Raw genomic sequence first — 19,062 nt, 5'->3', positions numbered from 1 at the left:
CCCGGTGGCTCCAGAGGGGTTCTCGGGCATGGCGAGGTACCCCCGCCGCCGTGGTGGCGGGGGTACCTCGCGTGGTTCTCCTAGGCCGAGACGCGGCCGACGGGCATCGCCTCGCCGCCCTCGGGACGGACGAAGTCCACCCGGACCGCCATACCGGCTCTCAGCCCGGGGGCGGCGGCGTCCACCAGCCGCAAGGTCAGCCACGGGCCTTCCGCCGTCTCGACGATGCCGATGACCTGGTCGGGGGCGGTGCGGCCGTCCTCGCCGCGCCGTCCCGGCTTGACGGTCCAGCTCACGAGTTCCCCGACGCCGGCGGCGGGCCGCCACTCCAGGTCGCGCGCCTGCGTGACCGAGCACACCAGGGCGGCCGGCTCGGACCATTCGCCGCTGCTCGGCGAGTAGCGGAGCATCAGCCTTCCCGCGGCCGCTCCGTCGAAGAACGGGGCCGAGAACTCGTCCCGGACAAGGGGGATCAACGTCATCCCTGCGCCTCCTCTCTTGGCACGGCTACGCCGACTTCGGGTGCGGGCTCAGGATGAGCGTGGAGTGGAAGTCCAGGACGCCGCCGTTGCCGCTGACCATGATCAGGTCGTGCTTCGGCACCTGCCGCTCTCCGCCGTCCCCCCGGGCCTGGATGATCGCCTCGGACAGCGGCGTCATGCCCCACATGTAGTACGAGGACAGCTCGCCGCCGCCGGTGTTGGTGGGATGGCTGCCGCCCGGGGCGATCGCGCCGCTCGCCACGAACTCGCCGCCCTCGCCCTTCGCGCAGAAGCCGTAGTCCTCCAGCGTGACCAGCGTGGTGTAGGTGAAGCAGTCGTAGATCTCCCGGACGTCGATGTCCCCCACCCCGATGCCCGCCATCTTCAATGCGTCCGCTCCCGAGCGAGCCGCGCCCGTGACCAGGCCGAACTCGCTACCGCGCCGGTTGGCGTAGCCCGGGTGCGCCTGCCCCCAGCCCCACACGTGCACCGGCGGGCGGCGCAGTTCCGCCGCCCTCGCCGCAGTCGTCAGGATCACCGCGACGGCGCCGTTGCTGACCAGGCAGCAGTCCAGCAGCCGCAGGGGGTCGGCGATCATCCGCGACTCCTGGTGGTCGGCGAGGGTGATCGGCTCGCGCTTCTGCGCGCGCGGGTTCATGGCCGCCCACTGGCGCGCGGCGACCGCGACCGCGCCGAACTGCTCGCTCGTCGTGCCGAAGGCGTTCATGTGGCGGCGGGCCGCGACCGCGTACCGCTCTGGCGCCGCCTTGAGCCCCGCAGCGGCCGGCAGCGCGCCGACGCCCTGCATCGCGCGCTTCTGCCCCGCATAAGAAGCGCCTGCGCTCTTGCCCTCCTTCAGCGGAGCATCGGCGTAGACGCACGCCACGACGTCGGCCATGCCCGACTCGATCGCCATAGAGGCGTACTGCACCATCTGCCCGGCCGAGGAGCCGAAGCCCTGGATGGTCGCCAGGACGCGGGTGTCGCGCATCTGCAAGGCGGACTGGAGCCTGAGGTCGATGTCGTTGCCCACGCCGGGGTTGACGAGCAGACCGTCGATGTCGGGCAGCCCGAGACCCGCGTCCTCCGCGGCCCGCCCGATCGCGTCGATCGCGAAGTCGGCGGGCGTGCGCCCGTAGATCCGCCCGAACTCGGTGAGGCCGAGGCCGGCGATGACCGCGGTGCGGTCCGTGCTCATCGGTCCTCCTCCTCTCGGCGCGGCAGGACGACTTCGACGACGCCCGGCCCGACCGTGACACCGGTGGAGTTCTCGCAGCGGATCGCGATCTCCACGACACCGCGTCCGTCCTCGATCCGGGTGTCCTTGACCTCGGCGCGGACGTGCATGGTGTCGCCCACGACGTTGAAGGACCGCATCCGGAAACCGCGGATGGCCCGGACGGTCCCGGCCAGGCCCATCCAGTCGCGGACGCAGCGTTCCCACGCCGTCAGCAGGAACTGGGTGTTGGCGTACATCTCCGGCGCGCCGGTCCGCTGGGCGTACTCGGTGTTGTGGTGGATCGAGTTGAAGTCGCGGTTGGCGCCCGCGGCCATCACCAGCCGGTACACGGTCAAGGGGTACGCCACGCTGGGGAGCGCCTCCCCCACCGCGACGTCCTCGAACCGGCGCCCGTCCAGCGCCGGTGCGGCCTCGGTCATTCGCCCTCCTCGCCATCGCCGGTCGCGCGCTTGGGCACGTAGGCGTAGGTGCCGATGCGGATCCGCGCGACCACCTCACCCGGCTCGGTCACGATGTCGCTCTCCCATGTCATGAACGCGCCCCGGCCGACCGCCGTCTCCTTCGGCGCGCAGGACACGAGTCGCCGGCCCCGGCGGCCGATGCGCTCGCCCGCCACCACGGGGCGCAGGAACTCCACCTCGATGTCGGTGCCGAAGAAGCCCGTCGTCCTGGGGCCGATCGGCATGTCCTGGTTGTTGATGGCGCTCCGCACCGGCTGGGCGTTCCGGTCGTCGCTGTCGAACAGCGTCTCCCCGGGCCGCCACATCGGCGGCAGGGTCCACGACATCAGGCCCGTGTACGGCATCGTCACGTCGTCGAAGCCGGCCCGCACCGCCGCTTCGCGGTCGGTGTGGAGCGCGCAGTCGAACTCCAGCGGCTCCAGGTAGCGGCGGATCGCTCCGCGCTCGACCGGGTCGGCGCCCCAGGTCGTCTCTCCGTCGGAGAAGTCCTGGCCGACCGCGTCGACCACCGGCCGCCAGTCCGCCTTCCAGTCGCTCTCGATCGCCTCCTCGGTCACCGGAGCGCTCCTCCCTCTAGCAGTTCACTGACCCGCGCGCGGGGATAGCCGAGGACGTCTCGCAGGACGGTCTCGTTGTCCTGGCCCAGAGTCGGGGCCGGACGCCTCACCACGCCGGGTGTCTCCGACAGCAGGTACCGCGGGCCTTCGACATGGGCTTCGCCGTGCAGGGGATGGTCGAGGGACACGATGTGGCCGCGGTGCGCGAGCTGCGGGTCGGCGACGAAGTCCGCGCTCGCCTGGGACAGGTGGCCGGGGATGCCGGCTGCTTGCAGGGTCCGCTCGACGTCGCGAGCCGGGCGTTCCGACGTCCAGGCCGTGATGGCCGCGTCGATCTGCGCCGCGTACGCGGCGCGGCCGCCGGCGGTGCCGAGGTCGGGCCGACTCGCGAGGTCGGCGCGGCCGATGACGCCGGCCAGCCGCCGCCACTCCGCCTCGGTGCGCACGGCGACCGCCGCGAACCGCTCGCGGCCGTCCTCCGGCAGGCAGGGGTAGACGCCGTGCGGGGACAGCAGCTCGTCGCGGTTGCCGTTCCGGCGTGCGATCGTGCCGTCGAAGCCGTAGTGGGCCACCTGGGGCGACAGGAAGAACACGCCCGCCTCGATCTGCGCCACGTCGATGTAGCGGCCCCGGCCCGTCCGTCCGCGGTCCTCGATCGCCGCGAGCAGGGCGACGAGCGCCAGCCGCGGCGCGACATAGTCGGTGTAGGGGCCGAAAGGCCCCAGTGGGAGGCGGTCCTCCCACCCGACCAGGCCCTGGAGACCGCTGAGGGACGAACCGACGTTGCCGTATCCGGCCAGCCGCGCCCATGGCCCCGTCTGCCCCGCGATGCTGGTGCTCAGCATGATCAGGGACGGGTTCCCGGCCGCGAGCGCCGGGTAGTCCAGGCCCCACTTCGCCAGCAGGCCCGGAGAGAACGACTCGACGACCACGTCGGCCCACCGGGCGAGGTCGCGGACGACGGCGCGCCCGTCCTCGCTCTTCAGATCGACCGTCAGGCCGAGCTTTCCGGCGTTGCAGTTGCCGAAGAGCGCCGAGTTCTCCTTCCCCTGGACGCCGCCGTAGAAGGGCTGCATGAGCCGCGCCGTCTCGACGCGCGTGCCGGACTCGGCGCGGACGACGAGCGCCCCGAAGTCGGCGAGCGCGCGTCCGATGAGCGGACCGGCCACGACCCAGGACAGGTCGAGGACCTTCAGCCCGGCCAGCGCGGACACCGGCTCGCCGGAGCGCGGTGCGTCCGCACGGCCCAATGCGTCCGCACGGCCCAGGACGGGCCTGGACTCCTCCCCGGCCCTCCATTCGGCGAGGATCTCGGCGGTATGCTCGCCGATCCGGGGAGCCCGGCGCCGGACGCGCGGCCCGTCGGCGCCCGTGACGCGGGCGATCCGGCCCGGGATCGGGACCCTGCGGCCGCTGATGTCGATCTCGTCCCAGAAGCCGCGGGCGGCGAGCTGCTCGCTGTTCGCCACGTCCGCCATGTCGAAGATCGGCACGCACAGCAGGCGGTGCTCCATCGCCGCGTCGAGCACCTCGGCCTTGGTCTTGGTCCGCAGGAACGCCCGCACCGCGGCGCGCGCGTCGTCCAGGTCCGCGGCGGTCAGGACGCCCTCGGCGACGCGGTCGGGCACCGTCCTCCAGTCCCAGGACGCGATGGGCTCGTCCACCGCGCCCTCGGACGCGAGCCAGCCGAACAGGTTGTTGGTGAAGGCTCCGGCCGCCGGCCCCATCGACAGATGGAGTTCGACCATCCCGTCCTTGACGTGCCATTTCTTCATGGCGTTGGGGGTCGCGGCACCGCTGCCGCTCTGGTCGGACCGGCCGGCGGGCTGCCGGTGCCACTCGGGATTATCGTCGCCCACCGCGGCGGCGAGCACGCGGGCGAGCGTCGCCACACCCAGGCTCGCCTGCGCCGAGACGTCCACGATCTGCCCGGTGCCCGTGCGCGTCCGGGCGAGGACCGCGAGCAGCGTGCCCGCCGCCGCGTCCGCCCCGGCCTGGAGGTACGCCTGTGGCGCGCTGATCCGCAGCGGCGGGCGGTCGCCGTCGCGGTGCGGGTCGAGCGGACCGCCCGCCGCCCAGACGACCAGGTCGCAGTCGGCGTAGCCGGCCTTCGGCCCGGACGTTCCGAAGGCGCTGATCATCGTGTAGATCAGGGACGGGTGGCCGGCCCGCAGCGTCTCGGGGTCGAGTCCGCGTTCACGCAGCCAGTCCGCCCGGTAGGACGTGATGAACACGTCCGCGGCCGCCGCGAGGCCGCGGACCAGTGCCCGGCCGGACTCCGCGTCCAGATCCGCCGTGAGGCCGCGCTTGCCCGCCGCGTACGTCTCCCAGAACATCGAGGGGTGCCCGTCCCCGGCCGCGATCGGCGGTGCCGACCGCGCCGGCGAGCCGCCGGGCGGTTCGATCTGCACCACGTCGGCACCGAGGTCGGCGAGCAGCCGCCCGCAGAGCAGTCCCCGCTCGTCGGTCAGGTCGAGGACGCGCAGGTGCTCAAGCATCGGCATCGACGGCGTCCCGGAGGGAGATCGCACCCTCGGGGCAGGCGTCCGCCGCGTCCCGCGCCTCCTCCAGCAGCCCGTCCGGCACCTGGAGCGTCTGCCCGCGCTGTGCGACGAAGCCCTCGTCGTCGTCGGAGAGCATGTCCGCCGCCGCCGTGTAGCAGCGGCCGTGCCCCATGCACTTGTCCGCGTCTATCGACAGGAACATCGTTCACACCGTCCATTCGAGGGGGAGGTTCGGCATGGTCAGCTGGCCGCCGCGCTCTGTCAGCGGCACGCCGGGCGCGATCCTGTAGTCCGGGATGCGCGCGTGCCATTCGCGTAGCACCACGGCCAGTTCCAGACGCGCGAGGTGCATGCCGAGGCAGCGGTGCGGACCGGCGCCGAACGCCAGGTTCTGGTTGACGCCCTTGCGCCCGATGACGAACTTGTCGGGCTCGGGATACTTGCGGGGGTCGCGGTTGGCGGAGGCGATCCCGAGCCAGACGACATCGCCCTTCTCCAATTCCAGGCCGTGGAACTCGCCGGGATCCTGCACTTCGCGCCCCGCCTGGAACACCAGCGGATAGAGCCGGAGGAACTCCTCGACGGCCGCCGGGACCACCTCGGGTTCGTCGATGATCCGCTGCCGGTCCTGCTCGTGGCGGGCGAGATGGGTGAAGATGAAACCGAGGGCGCTGCGGGTGGTGTCGAGGCCGGCGAGCATGAGCGTCATGCAGATCGTGAGGATGTCGTCCTGGGCGAGCGGCTCCCCGTCGATGCGCGCCTCGACCAGCCGGGAGACCATGTCCAGCTTCGGGTCGCGGGGAGCGGCGCGGCGCTCGTTCACCGCGGCGTCGAAGTACTCCAGGATCTCCCGCTTGGCGGCGGCCGCCGCCTCCGGGTCGCCGCCGAAGAAGCCGGCGAACAGCGTCTCGGACCAGGGCAGAAAGAACTCCCCGTCGCTCATCGGCAGGCCGAGCAGGGCCAGGAACAGGTCCGTCGGGTAGCGGATCGCGAATTCGGCGACGAAATCGCACCCGCCTTTGGGCTTGACCTCCTCGACGAGTTCGACACACCGTTCGTGCGCCAGGGCCTCCATGCGCTTGACGGCCGCCGGAGAGAAGAACGGGTTGAGGACGCGCCGCAGCTTGGCGTGCTCCTGCCCGTTCAGGTCCTGGGGCAGCAACGCTATCCCGGCCTCCGGATTGAGAGCGCTGCGCGCGCGGGTCGTCCATTCGGCGTGCTTCTGGAAGCCTTCGAGCACGTCCTCATAGCGCTGCACCATCCAGAATCCGCGCGGACGCGTGGCGTTGTAATGGAAGCGGGCGCTCTCGCGCTCGGCGTCGAGCAGCGCGTAGTGCTCGTAGAGGGCGGAGTCGTCGCCGTATTCGGTGTGGCTGACGGGACAGCCCCGCATCAGCTCGGTCATCGCAGGAAACTCCCTGTCACTCGGAGCACACGTTCACTGGGAGCGCATACCGCGCCAGGCGGTGGTGCCTCCGTCCACCGGGAAGATGCCGCCGGTCAGGAAGGAGGCGTCATCGGAGGCGAGGAAGCACGCCACCTTGGCCACCTCGCCGACCTGTCCGAAACGCGGGATCAGGTGCGTGCCGGTCATCGCCCTGAGCTGCGCTTCCGGGTCCGCGGCGGCGGCGAGATGGGCCCGGCTCATCGGCGTTTCGATGGATCCGGGGCAGAAGGCGTTGCACCGGACCCCGGGCGCCAGCTCGATGGCGGTCGACCGGGTGAGCTGGATGACGGCGCCCTTGCTCGACGGGTAGGCCGCCGACGGATAGCCCGTCATCCCGGCGACCGACGCCGCGTTCACGATCGAGGGCCCGCGGCCGGACGCCAGCAGATGCGGCGCGGCGGCCTTCGTCGCCACCCAGACCGCCTTGACGTTGATCGCGTACACCCGGTCCCAGGCGTCCTCGGGCAGCGTCAGGAACGTGGCGCCCGGCGCGACCGTCCCGTCCAGCACGCCGGCGTTGTTGACCAGCGTGTCCAGCCCGCCGGCCGCCGAGACGGCGGCCTCGACCATGCCCCGGACCTGCGCCGCGTCGGCGAGGTCGACCGTGATCGCCCGCGCCGCCGCGCCCTCTCCCCGGACGGCCTCGGCGGCCTCCTCGGCGGCGGCCGCGTCGATGTCGGCCACGCCGACGAAGGCGGCGCCCTGCCGGGCGGCCTCCACGGCGATCTCCCGTCCCATGCCGGCGCCGGCGCCGGTCACCAGCATCCGCTTGTCGGTCAGCACGTCGCACTCCGTATCGTGTCGTGGTCCCCCGCCGCCCCGGGGCCCCGGGCGCTCAATCCCGCCCCTGCGTCCGGCGGCCCGCTTCGAGCAGCCCGATCGGCTCGGCGTAGCGGCCGGTGGCGAACGGCGACGGGCCCCCCGCGCCGGTCATCCCGGCGTCGACCGGGAGAACGGTCCCGGTGACGAAGGAGGCGTCGTCGCTCGCGAGGTAGAGCGCGCCGGCGGCGACGTCCTCGGGCAGCAGCGGCCGGTCCATGTAGGCGGTGCCGCTCAGCGCGGCGTCCGCCCCGCTGAGGTCGGCGGCTCCCCCGGCCACCAGCTCGGCGGTCATGGGGGACACGACGGCGCCCGGCACGATCACGTTGCAGCGCACGCCGAAGCGGCGCAGTTCGGCGGCGACCGAGTTGGACAGGCCGATGATCCCGGCCTTGACCGCGCTGTAGACGTGCGGGCCGACCCCGCCGAGGACCCCGGCCGGACTCGACGTCGAGATGATCACTCCGGTGCGCCGCGGCTTCATCACCCGGGCGGCGTGCTTCATCCCGCAGAGCACACCGCGCAGGTTGACCGCGATGGTGAGGTCGGCGTCGGCGAGCCGGGTCCGGTCGATCGGGCCGAGCGCGCCCATCACGCCCGCGTTGTTGAACATGATGTCGAGCGCGCCGAACCGTTCGACGGCCGCGTCGACCAGCGCGGCGACGTCCTCCTCGCGCGTGACGTCGGCGCGCTGGAACAGCGCGCCGTCTCCCAGTTCCCCTGCCAGCGCCTCACCGGGCCCCTCTTGCAGGTCCGCGATGACCACCCGGGCGCCTTCGGCGTGGAAGCGGCGGACCGTGCCCGCGCCGATCCCGCTCGCGCCACCGGTGATGACCGCGACCTTCTCCGCCAGCCGTCCGGACATGCCCCTCCTCGTGTTCCTGAAGCGCGGACCGTCAGGCCCCGATGGCGATGGACTTGGTCTCCAGGTAGGCGCGGAACCCCTCGGGTCCCATCTCCCGGCCGACGCCGGACTCCTTGTAGCCCCCGAAAGGGCTGCCGAACGCCTGCGGACGCCCGTTGACGCTGACCATGCCGGTGCGGACCCGCCGGGCGAGGGCGAGGGCCCGCTGGTCGTCGCGGCTCCAGACCGACCCGGAGAGCCCGTAGCGGGAGTCGTTCGCGATGGCCACCGCCTCGTCGTCGCCCTCGTACTCGATGACCGCGAGGACCGGGCCGAAGATCTCCTCCTGGGCGACCCGCATGGCGTTGCGGACGTCGGCGAGCAGCGTCGGGGGCACGAACCAGCCGCCCGCGAGGTCGCCGGGGAGAGCGACCCGCTCCCCGCCGACGACGACGCGGGCCCCTTCGGAGCGCCCGGTCGCGATGTACCCGGCGACGCGGTCGCGCTGCCGCTCGCTCACGAGCGGGCCGACCATCGTCCCGGGGTCCGCCGGGTCGCCGACCGGCAGGCCGCGCAGTGCCTCGGCGAGCGCGTCGACGATCTCGGCGCGGCGGTGCCGCGGCACCAGGACCCGCGTCTGGGCGATGCAGGCCTGGCCGTTCACCATGAGGGCCATCGGCAGCAGGGCGGGCACGACGGCGTCCAGGTCGGCGTCGTCGCAGATGATCGCGGCGGACTTGCCGCCGAGCTCCAGGGTGACGCGCGCGATCCGCTCCGCCGCCACGGCCATGATCTTCTTCCCCGCGGCGCTGCTGCCGGTGAATGCGATCTTGTCCACGCCGGGGTGCGCGACGAGACGCGCACCGGCGTCGCGGTCCCCCGGGACGACGCTGAGCACGCCTTCGGGGAGCCCGGCCTCGGCGAACGCGTCGGCGAGCGCCTGGACGGTGAGCGGCGTCTCCGGAGGCGGCTTCAGGACGACCGAGCAGCCGGCGGCCAGCGCGGGCGCGACCTTCAGCGCCGGCGTGCTCAGAGGACCGTTCCAAGGGGTGATCGCGGCGACGACGCCGACCGGCTCCTGGGTGACGAGGCTGGTGTTCGCGCCGTCGGAGCGGCGTTCGTCGTAGCCGAACCGCTCCGCCAGGTCCGCGTAGTAGCGCAGGTGCCGGATCGGATTCGGGACGTGGGCGCGCTCGCTGAACCAGATCGGGCAGCCCAGCTCGGCCGTGATGCTCCGGGCCAGTTCGGGCGCCTGCTTCTCCAGCAGGTCGGCCGCCGCCCGCAGCACCTCCGCGCGCCGCTGCGGCGCGGTGCCCGCCCAGAGCCCGGAATCGAACGAGGCGCGCGCCGCCGCGACCGCGTCGTCGATGTCGGCGGGCGAGGCCAGCGCCGCGCTGCCGACGGGCGCGCCGGTCGCCGGATTGCGCACGACGGCCGTGCGTCCGCCCCGCGGCGGGACACGGCGCCCCCCGATGAACAGCTCCGGGTATTCGCGTATCGGCACCGCCATCATCCGCACTCCGATCCTGCTCAGACGCCCCCGAGAGGGAATATCTATGATAATGAAACATAGGGTATTCGCGACGGGAGGGTCAAGGATGAGGAACGCCGGAGGCGGGACGATCGTCATCGTCGGCGCGGGGCTCGGCGGCCTGCGCACGGCCGAGCGGCTCCGGCGGCTCGGGCACGCCGGGCCGATCACGCTCGTCGGAGACGAGCCGCACCGGCCGTACGACCGGCCGCCCCTGTCCAAGGGCCTGCTGACGCAGCCGGAGGACCCGGCCGAGGCGGCGCCCCTACGTACCGCACCCTACGCCGACCTGGGCATTGACCTGCGGCTCGGTGTGCGCGCGGCGGCGCTGGACATCGCCGGGCGCCGGCTCGTGCTGGACGGCGGCGGCGAGCTGCGCTACCGGAAGCTCGTGATCGCGACCGGGCTCCGGCCGCGGATGATCGGGGCGCTCGCCGCGGGCCGGGCGGGCGTGCACACGCTGCGCTCCTTCGAGGACCTGCTGTCGCTGCGCGCCGGGCTCCGCGGGGCCCGGCGCGTCACGGTGGTCGGCGGAGGCGTCCTCGGCTGCGAGATCGCGGCTTCGGCCCGGACACGGGGAGCCGAGGTCACGCTGGTCGAGACCCTGGAGCAGCCCATGCTGGGGGCGCTCGGCGCCCAGGTCGGCGAGCTCGTCGCGGGGCTCCACCGGGACCGGGGCGTCCGAGTGCTCACCTCCACGCGGATCCGCGGCCTCGACGTCCTGGACGGGGTGAAGCGGGTAGTGCTGGAAGACGGCTCCGCCCTGCCGTCCGACCTGGTCGTGGCCGCGGTCGGTGCCGTCCCGAACACGCAATGGCTGGAAGGATCGGGCCTGGAACTGGCCGACGGCGTGGTGTGCGACCGCATGGGCCGGACCTCGGCCGAGGACGTCTGGGCGGTCGGGGACGTCGCCCGGATGCCGCACCCGTACGGTGCCGGGACGGTCCGCCTGGAGCACTGGACGAGCACCGCGGACGGTGCCGCGCTCGTCGCCAGGAACCTGCTGGCCGCGCACGGCGAAGCCCAGGAGGCGACGGAAGTGCCCTACTTCTGGAGCGACCAGTACGAGGTGAAGATCCAGTGCCTCGGCCTCCCCTCTGCGGACGACACCCTCACGGTCGCCGCGGGCGCACCGGCCTCGCACCGGTTCCTCGGTCTCTACTCGCGCGAGGGCAGAGTGACCGGGGCCGTCGCGATGAACATGCCCGCGGCCGTGGCCCGTACCCGGGCCGCGATCGCCTCCCGCACCACGCTGGACGAACTGCTGGACCAAGCCCCATGGGACCGCGACCGCGCCCGGACAAGGCCCTGACGACAGGAGAGACCACCATGGAGAACGAGCCGGACCTGGACGATCTGCTGCGCCGGCTGCGGCGGCTGGAGGACATGGAGGCGGCGCGCAACCATCTCCACCGGTACGCCGCGGCGCTCGACACGCCCGCACCCGACTCGATCGCGGCGCTGTTCACCGAGGACGGTGTGCTGCGCACGCGGCTGGGCGAGTTCACCGGACGCGAGGCGATCGCCGGGTTCTACCGGGACCGGCTGGCCGCCGACCCGTCCGAGAAGCGCCACTTCATCACCAGCCCCCGGACGACCTGGGCGGCACCGGGTGTCGTGGAGATCGCCTCGTACTTCCTCTTCACCGCGCGCGCCGGCACGTCGGTGCTCGGCTGGGGCACCTACCTCGACCGGCTGCGGATCCAGGCGGGCGCCCCGCTGTTCACCGAGAAGACGATCGAGATCCACATGGGCACCGACCTGGCGAAGGGATGGGCACGGTCGTAGGCGAAGGGCCGCCGATCCGGAGGCCCTAGCCGAAGGCCCTAGGCGAAGGCCGGCAGGACCTCGTTCTTGAAGATCTCCAGGGTGCGGAGGACCTGTTCCTGGCCGAGTTCGTACCACTGGGCGCGCAGGATCACGTACGTCAGGCCGTCGGCCTCCAGGGCCTTGAGCGCGGCGATCGCGCCCTCCGGGTCGGTGAACAGGTAGGACGCGTCGGCGACCTCCTCGGCCGCCTGCCCGCTTCGCAGGTGCCGGTAGGCCTCGCCCTTCTGCGGCGCGTTGTACTCGGCGTACTTGCGGGTGAGGGCTCCACGGGCGGCGACACCGATCGAACGCGCACGCTCCCTGTCGTGGTCGAGCACCAGTTCGCGGCGGACGACCAGTTCGGAGGGCCCGCGGCCGAGGCGTTCGCGTTCCTCCCGGTAATGCCCGAGGACGGTCCGCAGCCGCTCGGGGGCGACGTGCGGTGGAACGATCCAGGCATCTCCCAGCCGGGCGGCGCGCTGCGCACCGGTCCGGTGCGGGCCCGCGCCGACCCAGATGGGCGGTCCGCCGGGCTGGACGGGCGGCAGGCTGATGCGTTCCCCGTCGATCCTGAAGTGCTCGCCGTCGAACGTGGCCCGCTCGCCGCTCCATAGCCGCCGGACCAGCTCCACCGCCTCCTCGTAACGGCCGCGCCTGTCCTCCATGGGGACGCCGAACGACGCGAACTCGTTCTCGCGGTAGCCCATGCCGAATCCCGCGACCGCACGTCCTCCGGTCAGGTGGTCGAGCGTGGAGAACTCTTCCGCCACCGCCACCGGATGGCGTAGCGGAAGGATGAACATGTTCGTGCCGAGGCGCATGTCCCCCGCGTCCGCCGCGAGCGCCGCCAGGAGCGGGAGCGGCTGCAGCGTCGGCATCCCGCCGAGGTAGTGCTGCAGGACCCAGATCGAGGAGATCCCCGACTCCCGGGCCGCGCGCACCTGCTCGCGCATGAGCGCGACGCGGTCCGCCGGCACGACTCCCGGCGGGAAGTCGTTCATGACGGCCAGTCCGAACTTCAGCACCTCGGAACCTCCCTGGGCCCGGAGCACCGGGCGGTCGCGGATACGGGACGTGGTCTCACGCGGGCGTGCGCGGGCGGATGGCCAGCACGAGCAGTCCGCCGAGAACGGCGATGCCGGCGCCGATCCACCACCCGAGCTCGAAGCTGCTCTCGGTCGGCACGCTGCCGGCGCCCACCTGGACGACGTCCGCGGTGAGGACGGCGGTGACCCCGGCGCCGGCCGTGGAGGCGCCGACGGTGCCCGCGACCTGGCCGATGCCCGCGGAGGTGGCGGAGTGCTCGGGCGGCAGCGCCTTGATGAAGGTCATGTACGCGGCGGCCACACCGGTTCCGTAGCAGGCGCCGAAGACCGCCGGCCACACCCAGAGTTGCCACTCCGCGCCATGCGCCACCGCGAGCAGGGCCATGCAGAGGGCGGCGCAGGCGAACGCCGCGAGCGCGAGGGCCCGCGAGGAGACGACCTTGTTCAGCGCACCGCCGGCGGCTCCGGCGACCGTGATCCCGGCGCACATCGGGACCATGATCATTCCTGCCTTCAGCGCGCTGTAGCCAAGGCCGAATCCGGTGGCGGCGGGGGCGGTGGCGAACGCCGGGATGCTGAAGTCGATGATCCAGACCAGCATCGCGGAGAGCAGGAAGATGATCCAGCCGGCCAGGAAGGTGCGGTCCCGCAGCGCCCGCGTGTTGATCATGGGCTCGGCCGTCCGGTCCTCCACCCTCCACCACACGGCCAGGGTGACGAGGCCGGCGGCGAGCGGCGCCAGTACCGAGGCCGAGCGCCAGCCCCAGTTCGGTCCCTGGCTGAGCGGGACGAGGACCAGCACGAGCGCGAGGCCGAGCAGCAGGCCGCCGACCCAGTCGACGCGGCGGACGACCCGGTCGGCTCCGCGGGGAACCGTGGCCAGGGCGGCCGCACCGGCCGCGGCGCCGAGAGCGGCGAGGATCCAGAAGACCGTGCGCCAGCCGACGTGCAGGGTCTCGGCGAGCAGGCCGCCGAAGACGAAGCCGAGCCCGGCGGCAGCGCCCTCGGCCGCGGCGATCCAGCCGAGCACGAGGCTGAGCGTCCGGCCACGGTAGTGGGTGCGGGCGATGGCGAGCGACAGGGCGATCGCGCCCATCGAGAAGGCGCCGAGGAAACGTCCGGCGAGCAGTGCCGGCATGTTCGGCGCGACGGCGGCCAGGACGGCGCCGATGGTCAGCGCGGCCATCGCCGCGGCGAGCATCGTGCGCTGGCCGTAACTGGAGGCGAGCGGAGGGAAGATCCCTGACGCCACGGCGCCGACGACGGTGCCGGCGATGACGGCCCAGTTCAGCAGGGCGCCGGAGGCGTGCAGAGCCGGGCCGATCTGGTCGAGCATGCCGAGTGGCAGCATGGTCCCCAGCGTCGCGAGCAGCACGCAGAACGCGATCGTGCCGGCGAGCGGGATCGACACGGGATCGCTCGCGGAGCGCGCCGGGGCCGAGAGGGGCACATCGTGTGCCGTGCCTGCCATGGACCACCCCCGTGAACAGCAGCGATTGAGGCGTATCATGCGACTAGTTTTGTCGCACGTCAAGGCCCGCGCATCGAACCTCCCCCAGGCGAAGACCTCCTTGACGGAAGGTCATCCGGGACAATACATTCGATCCATTATCAGGGTTAGAGTGTGGGAGCCGCCGGCCGTGAGCAGCCAGACCGAATCGCACGCACGTCCCGGACCACCGCCCGCCGAGCTGGACGTGCTCGTCGTGGGCGCGGGCTTCGCCGGCCTGTACGCGCTGCACCGCCTGCGCGAGCTCGGCCACCGCGTCCACGCCGTCGAGGCGGCGGGCGACGTGGGCGGCGTCTGGTACTGGAACCGGTACCCGGGAGCGCGCTGCGACATCGAGAGCGTCGACTACTGCTACTCGTTCTCCCCCGAGCTGGTCCGGGAATGGGACTGGACGGAGCGCTACCCGTCGCAGCCGGAGATCCTGCGCTACATCGACCACGTGGCCGACCGCTTCGGCCTCCGCGAGGCGATCACGTTCGGCACCCGCGTCACCGCCCTGTCCTTCGACGAGGACGCCGACGCCTGGACGGCCGAGACCGAGCACGGCGACCGCGTGACCGCCCGCCACGTGATCATGGCGACCGGCCAGCTCTCGGTCGCCAAGCCGCCCGAGATCGACGGGATCGCGGACTTCGCCGGCGAGTGCCACCACACCGGCGACTGGCCCCATGACGGGGTCGACCTCGACGGCCGGCGGGTCGGCGTGATCGGCACCGGCTCGTCCGGTGTGCAGGTGATCCCCCGGATCGCCGAGCGCGCCGGTCACCTCACCGTCTTCCAGCGCACCCCGCACTTCGTGGTGCCCGCCATGAACCGGCCGCTGGACCAGGAGTACGCCGCCGAGCTCAAGACCCGCTTCGAGGAGTACCGCGAGCAGGCCCGCAACCACCCCGGCGGCACCCACCGCGTGCGGCGGCCGGACTCGGCGGTGCAGGCCGACCCCCGCGAGCTGCGCGAGAGGTTCGAGGAGTACTGGCGGCGCGGCGGGCCCGACATCCAGGCCGCCTACCGCGACCTCACCACCGACCTGGCCGCCAACGAGAAGGCCGCCGAGTTCGTCCGCTCCAAGATCCGCGAGCTGGTCCGGGACCCGGAGGTGGCGGAGCGCCTCACGCCGCGGGGATACCCGTTCGGCAGCAAGCGCCTGGTCCTGGAGATCGGGTACTACGACACCTTCAACCGGGACAACGTCCGCCTGGTCGACACGCGCACGGCACCCATCGAGCGCATCGAGGCCGGCGGCGTCCGCACCGGCGGGGAGCGGCCGGAACTGCACGAACTCGACGTGCTGGTCTTCGCGACCGGGTTCGACGCGCTGACCGGCGCCCTCCTCAAGATCGACATCAGGGGACGGGGCGGGATCTCCCTCCGGGAGAAGTGGGCGGCCGGCCCCCGCACCTACCTCGGGCTGTCCACGCACGGCTTCCCCAACCTGTTCTTCATGGCCGGGCCGGGCAGCCCCTCGGTGATCAGCAATGTGCTGGTGTCCATCGAGCAGCACGTCGAGTGGGTCACCGACCATCTGGAGTACCTGCGCAAGAACGGGCTGAGGCGCTCGGAGGCCGTCCTGGAGAAGGAGGACGCCTGGGTCGACCACGTCAACGAGGTCGCCGGCGCCACCCTCTACCCCCTCGGCAACTCCTGGTACCTGGGTGCCAACGTGCCGGGGAAACCACGGGTGTTCATGCCCTACGTCGGCGGTGTCGGCCGCTACCGGCAGATCTGCGCCGACGTCGCGGCCCGGCACTACGACGGGTTCGAGACGCGCTGACCGCGCGGACCCGGGCCCTGCGAAATCCTGTACGTGAACGTCGACTGGAGGTTCGGCGCGTGCGCGACGAGTGTTCTCCCCAAGCCGCCGGCCCCCTCGCCGGCGTCCGCGTCATCGAGCTGGGGTCGATGTACGCCGCACCGACGGCGGGACGGATGCTGCGCGACTTCGGCGCGGACGTGATCAAGGTCGAGGACCCGTCCGCGGGCGACTTCGCCCGGCAGTGGCAGCCCGCGCACGAGGGGCTCGCCATCGGCTTCTCGCGGCTGAACGCGGGAAAGCGGTCGGTGGGCATCGATCTGCGCCGGCAGGACGGACGCGAGCTCGTCCGGCTCCTGGCCCGGGACGCCGACGTCCTCATCGAGAACTTCCGGCCCGGCCGGATGGAGTCGTGGGGCATGGGGCACGAGGAGCTGTCCAAGGACAACCCCGGCCTCGTGATGACCCGCGTGAGCGGGTTCGGCCAGACCGGCCCGTACCGGGAGCGACCGGGCTTCGGCACCGTCGCCGAGACCGCGAGCGGATACGCCTTCCTCAACGGCTGGCCGCACACTCCCCCGACCGCGCCGCCGTTCGGCTTCGCCGACTCGATCGCCGGGATCTCCGCCGCCTTCGGGACCGCGATGGCGCTGTACCGGCGCGGCGTCGACGGGCACGGCGGCGAGATCGACGTCTCGCTGTACGAGCCGCTGATGTTCATCCTGGGCGACGCGGTGCTGAACTACACCGCGTCCGGCGAGATCATGCAGCGGCACGGGAACGCCTCGGGGGCCGCCTCGCCGCGCGGTATCTACGAGTCGGGCGACGGCGGCTGGCTGTCGATCGCCGCCTCGAACCAGACGATCGCCATGCGGCTGTTCCGGGCCATGGGCCGTCCTGACCTGTGCACGGACGAGCGGTACGCCACGAACCGGGCGCGCATGGCGAACAACGAGACGCTGCAGAAGATCGTGGCGGACTGGGTGGGGTCCAGACCGCGTGCGGAGGTCCTCGCCGTCCTGGACGAGCACGAAGTCGTCGCCGCGCCGGTCAACGACGCGCGGGACATCGCCCGCGACCCGCATTTCACCGAGCGCACCCTGGTCAGTCTGGCCGGAACCGTGTTCGGGGAGGCGATGATGCCCGGACCCGTCCTGCACGTGAAGGACTACCCCGGCCCGGTGTACGACGGTGTGCCCGCCATCGGGGAGCACACCGAGGAGGTGCTGGCCGGAGAGCTGGGCTTGGCCGCGGACAGGCTGGCCGAGCTGGCCGACGCCGGTGTGATCAGCACGCGGCCGGGAGCCTAGCGTGGACGGCGAGACCGCGCGCCCCACCGCGGCGACCGGATCCTCGGCGGCGCCCCCGCTGCACCTGCTGACGCCGGCGGAGGCGCGTGAACGCGTCCGCCAGGGCGACGCGCTGTGCTCGGGCGGCCCCCGGCTGCACACCGTGGACGACATCACCATCCCGGTGGACGGGGCGGCCGTCTCCGCGCGCGTCTACCGGCCGGGTCCCGGCACCGCCCCGTGCACGATGGTCTACTTCCACGGCGGCGGCTGGGTGACCGGTGACCTGGAGTACTCCGACGAGCTGTGCCGGCACCTGGCCCACGACACCGGCTGCGTGGTCGTGAGCGTCGGATACCGGCTGGCGCCCGAGCACCCCTTCCCCGTGCCGTTCACCGACGCCTACACCTCGCTCGCCTGGGCGGCGGACAAGGTGGCGGCGGGCGGGCCGCTCGCGGTCGGGGGCGACAGCGCGGGCGGCAACCTGGCCGCGGCCTGCGCCCTGCACGCCCGGGACCGCGGCGGCCCGCGGCTGGAGTTCCAGCTCCTCGTCTATCCGGTCACCGATCACGATTTCACTCGACCGTCGTACACGCGGTCCGCGGCGTTCCCTCTCGGAGCCGAAGCGATGCGGTGGTTCTGGGACCACTACGCCGCCGATCCGGCCATCCGGGACGATCCGGCGCTCTCGCCCCTGCGCGCGGCGAGCCTCGCCGGGCTGCCGCCCGCGCACATCGTCCTGGCGGGCCGGGACCCGCTGCACGACGAGGGCGCCGCCTACGCCGAACGGCTCCGTGCGGCGGACGTGCCGGTGTCGCTCCGCGAGTACCCCGCTCTCGGGCACGGGTTCTTCAGGCTGACCGGCGCCGTGGACGCGGCGCGCGACGCGCTGCCGGAGCTCACCGCCGCGGTCGCCGCGGCCCTCGCCCCGGCCCTCGCCCCGGGCACGACCGCGCGGCCCGGCCGGGCGCGCCTCCCTGGAAGGCAGATCCCGGGAACGGCGGGCGTCCGCCCGAAGAAGACCGCCGAGCTGCTCGCGCAGCGCATCGTCGCGGACATCGACCGGCGGGGCAACACCGTCGGCGACCGGCTCCCGCCCGAGCGGGAGATGCTGCTGGCCTACGGCGTCGGACGCGGCACGCTGCGCGAGGCCCTCCGCTTCCTGGAGTTGCAGGGCGTCATCTCGCTGAAGCCGGGCCCGGGTGGCGGGCCGGTCGTCCAGCGCCCGGACGCCGGCAATCTCGCAGCGGCGCTCACCCTGCTGCTGCAGTTCAGCGGCGCGCCGTTCAGGACGATCGCCGAGGCCCGATCCGGGCTGGAGCCGATGATGGCGCGGCTCGCCGCCGAGCGCATGTCCCCCGGGCACCTGACCGACCTGCGGTCCAGCGTCGACGTCATGGGCGCCAACCTGGCCGACCAGGCCGTCTTCCTCGAAGAGAACAAGCGCTTCCACGATGTCATCGCGCACGGGTCGGGCAACGCCCTCTTCGGGCACATGGTGGACGCGCTGCTCGGCATCCTGGACGGCTCGGCGATCGGCATCGACTACCCCGAGGCGCGGCGATCGGCCGTCCACCGGGCGCACCTGCGGATCTACGAGGCGATCGCGTCGCGCGACCCCGCGGCCTCGGCCGGGGCCATGACCCTGCACATCGACGAGTACATCCGGTACGCCGAGCGCAAGTTCCCCGAGGTGCTGGCGGCTCCGATCGTGTGGGGCGCTCTGTCGTGACCCCGGGGCTCCCGGACTCCTGGCCGGAGTCCGGGAGCCCC

At 72.8% G+C, this 19,062-nt stretch carries 17 protein-coding genes; 5 read left to right on the top strand and 12 right to left on the bottom strand.

Annotation, left to right across the window (positions count from 1 at the left end; genetic code table 11):
• Positions 1-80: 80 nt before the first annotated feature.
• Genes E1300_RS02405 through E1300_RS02360 form a run of 10 tightly spaced genes read right to left on the bottom strand, consistent with a single transcriptional unit; the run spans position 81 to position 9,858 of the window.
• Positions 81-482: a Zn-ribbon domain-containing OB-fold protein gene (locus E1300_RS02405; protein ID WP_131755183.1), complete on the bottom strand. Its 402-nt coding sequence runs from the start codon at positions 480-482 to the stop codon at positions 81-83.
• A gap of 25 nt (positions 483-507) precedes the next feature.
• Positions 508-1,680, bottom strand: coding sequence for a thiolase family protein (locus tag E1300_RS02400; protein WP_131755182.1), 1,173 nt, complete (start codon positions 1,678-1,680; stop codon positions 508-510).
• A complete protein-coding gene (locus tag E1300_RS02395; protein ID WP_131755181.1) occupies positions 1,677-2,141 on the bottom strand; it encodes a hotdog family protein in 465 nt (154 codons plus the stop codon). Before E1300_RS02395 ends, E1300_RS02400 begins: the two co-directional genes overlap by 4 nt.
• Entirely contained in the window at positions 2,138-2,740 is a 603-nt protein-coding gene (locus tag E1300_RS02390; RefSeq protein WP_131755180.1) for an FAS1-like dehydratase domain-containing protein, read from the bottom strand. The genes E1300_RS02395 and E1300_RS02390 overlap by 4 nt, the downstream gene beginning before the upstream one ends.
• Complete coding sequence (locus tag E1300_RS52120) at positions 2,737-5,244, bottom strand: CaiB/BaiF CoA transferase family protein (protein ID WP_242618898.1); 2,508 nt, start codon at positions 5,242-5,244, stop codon at positions 2,737-2,739. The genes E1300_RS02390 and E1300_RS52120 overlap by 4 nt, the downstream gene beginning before the upstream one ends.
• On the bottom strand, positions 5,231-5,446 hold the full coding sequence (locus E1300_RS02380; RefSeq protein ID WP_131755179.1) for a ferredoxin: 216 nt from the start codon (positions 5,444-5,446) through the stop codon (positions 5,231-5,233). The genes E1300_RS52120 and E1300_RS02380 overlap by 14 nt, the downstream gene beginning before the upstream one ends.
• A 3-nt stretch (positions 5,447-5,449) precedes the next feature.
• Positions 5,450-6,649 carry a cytochrome P450 gene (locus E1300_RS02375; protein ID WP_131755178.1) on the bottom strand — a complete coding sequence of 400 codons (1,200 nt, stop codon included), beginning with the start codon at positions 6,647-6,649 and terminating at the stop codon, positions 5,450-5,452.
• Positions 6,650-6,682: 33 nt separating this feature from the next.
• A complete protein-coding gene (locus tag E1300_RS02370; RefSeq protein ID WP_131755177.1) occupies positions 6,683-7,474 on the bottom strand; it encodes an SDR family NAD(P)-dependent oxidoreductase in 792 nt (263 codons plus the stop codon).
• Between the two features lie 52 nt (positions 7,475-7,526).
• Positions 7,527-8,375, bottom strand: a complete 849-nt coding sequence (locus E1300_RS02365; RefSeq protein ID WP_131755176.1) for an SDR family oxidoreductase — start codon at positions 8,373-8,375, stop codon at positions 7,527-7,529.
• A 31-nt stretch (positions 8,376-8,406) separates the two neighbouring features.
• Positions 8,407-9,858 (bottom strand): aldehyde dehydrogenase, encoded by a 1,452-nt coding sequence (locus tag E1300_RS02360; RefSeq protein WP_370784333.1) that lies wholly within the window; start codon positions 9,856-9,858, stop codon positions 8,407-8,409.
• Between the two features lie 94 nt (positions 9,859-9,952).
• Between E1300_RS02360 and E1300_RS02355 the strand changes: the two genes are divergently transcribed.
• Positions 9,953-11,197 carry an NAD(P)/FAD-dependent oxidoreductase gene (locus E1300_RS02355; RefSeq protein WP_131755175.1) on the top strand — a complete coding sequence of 415 codons (1,245 nt, stop codon included), beginning with the start codon at positions 9,953-9,955 and terminating at the stop codon, positions 11,195-11,197.
• A gap of 17 nt (positions 11,198-11,214) precedes the next feature.
• A complete protein-coding gene (locus E1300_RS02350; protein ID WP_131755174.1) occupies positions 11,215-11,673 on the top strand; it encodes a nuclear transport factor 2 family protein in 459 nt (152 codons plus the stop codon).
• Between the two features lie 38 nt (positions 11,674-11,711).
• On the opposite strand, the gene E1300_RS02345 is transcribed toward E1300_RS02350, so the two are convergent.
• A complete protein-coding gene (locus tag E1300_RS02345; protein ID WP_242618897.1) occupies positions 11,712-12,719 on the bottom strand; it encodes an LLM class flavin-dependent oxidoreductase in 1,008 nt (335 codons plus the stop codon).
• A 55-nt stretch (positions 12,720-12,774) separates the two neighbouring features.
• A complete protein-coding gene (locus tag E1300_RS02340; RefSeq protein WP_165502641.1) occupies positions 12,775-14,211 on the bottom strand; it encodes an MFS transporter in 1,437 nt (478 codons plus the stop codon).
• A 169-nt stretch (positions 14,212-14,380) separates the two neighbouring features.
• Between E1300_RS02340 and E1300_RS02335 the strand changes: the two genes are divergently transcribed.
• The 3 genes from E1300_RS02335 to E1300_RS52115 are packed head-to-tail and all read left to right on the top strand — an operon-like array spanning position 14,381 to position 19,021.
• Entirely contained in the window at positions 14,381-16,021 is a 1,641-nt protein-coding gene (locus E1300_RS02335; protein ID WP_242618896.1) for a flavin-containing monooxygenase, read from the top strand.
• Between the two features lie 59 nt (positions 16,022-16,080).
• Positions 16,081-17,310 (top strand): CaiB/BaiF CoA transferase family protein, encoded by a 1,230-nt coding sequence (locus E1300_RS02330; protein WP_242618895.1) that lies wholly within the window; start codon positions 16,081-16,083, stop codon positions 17,308-17,310.
• Position 17,311: 1 nt separating this feature from the next.
• On the top strand, positions 17,312-19,021 hold the full coding sequence (locus E1300_RS52115) for an alpha/beta hydrolase fold domain-containing protein (RefSeq protein WP_242618894.1): 1,710 nt from the start codon (positions 17,312-17,314) through the stop codon (positions 19,019-19,021).
• The last annotated feature ends 41 nt before the right edge of the window (positions 19,022-19,062 follow it).

Source organism: Actinomadura fibrosa (assembly GCF_900659615.1).
Taxonomy (GTDB): domain Bacteria; phylum Actinomycetota; class Actinomycetes; order Streptosporangiales; family Streptosporangiaceae; genus Spirillospora; species Spirillospora fibrosa.
Note: the sequence above shows the minus strand (reverse complement) of the source record. Positions and strands in the feature narration are given on the sequence as shown.

Coding starts and splice junctions, on each gene's coding strand:
- E1300_RS52120 (WP_242618898.1), bottom strand. CDS start 5,244: ATGCCGATGCTTGAGCACCTGCGCGTCCTCGACCTGACCGACGAGCGG.
- E1300_RS02355 (WP_131755175.1), top strand. CDS start 9,953: ATGAGGAACGCCGGAGGCGGGACGATCGTCATCGTCGGCGCGGGGCTC.
- E1300_RS02340 (WP_165502641.1), bottom strand. CDS start 14,211: ATGGCAGGCACGGCACACGATGTGCCCCTCTCGGCCCCGGCGCGCTCC.
- E1300_RS02375 (WP_131755178.1), bottom strand. CDS start 6,649: ATGACCGAGCTGATGCGGGGCTGTCCCGTCAGCCACACCGAATACGGC.
- E1300_RS02405 (WP_131755183.1), bottom strand. CDS start 482: ATGACGTTGATCCCCCTTGTCCGGGACGAGTTCTCGGCCCCGTTCTTC.
- E1300_RS02365 (WP_131755176.1), bottom strand. CDS start 8,375: ATGTCCGGACGGCTGGCGGAGAAGGTCGCGGTCATCACCGGTGGCGCG.
- E1300_RS02395 (WP_131755181.1), bottom strand. CDS start 2,141: ATGACCGAGGCCGCACCGGCGCTGGACGGGCGCCGGTTCGAGGACGTC.
- E1300_RS02380 (WP_131755179.1), bottom strand. CDS start 5,446: ATGTTCCTGTCGATAGACGCGGACAAGTGCATGGGGCACGGCCGCTGC.
- E1300_RS02350 (WP_131755174.1), top strand. CDS start 11,215: ATGGAGAACGAGCCGGACCTGGACGATCTGCTGCGCCGGCTGCGGCGG.
- E1300_RS02400 (WP_131755182.1), bottom strand. CDS start 1,680: ATGAGCACGGACCGCACCGCGGTCATCGCCGGCCTCGGCCTCACCGAG.